Raw genomic sequence first — 271 nt, forward strand, 5'->3', positions numbered from 1 at the left:
GTGCCCGGCTCCGCCGAGTGGAACGTGCGGGCCGACGTGGTCGGCCGCGCCATGCGGCTGATCGCCGACGGTGTCGTCGACCGCGAGGGCGTCGCCGGGCTCGCCGCACGGCTCGGCTACAGCCCCCGGCAGGTGCAGCGCCAGCTCACCGCCGAGGTCGGCGCCGGACCCGTCGCCCTCGCCCGCGCGCAGCGCGCCCACACCGCCCGGGTCCTGCTCCAGACCACCGATCTGCCGGTGACGGCCGTCGCCTTCGCGTCCGGCTTCTCCA

At 77.5% G+C, this 271-nt stretch carries 1 protein-coding gene; it reads left to right on the forward strand.

Annotated elements, in window-relative coordinates:
- Positions 1-271: helix-turn-helix domain-containing protein (locus tag G3I53_RS31905; RefSeq protein ID WP_164439024.1), on the forward strand; the 271-nt coding region annotated here is incomplete at both ends.

Source organism: Streptomyces sp. SID14436, from assembly GCF_010548465.1.
In the GTDB taxonomy this organism is placed as follows: Bacteria; Actinomycetota; Actinomycetes; order Streptomycetales; family Streptomycetaceae; genus Streptomyces.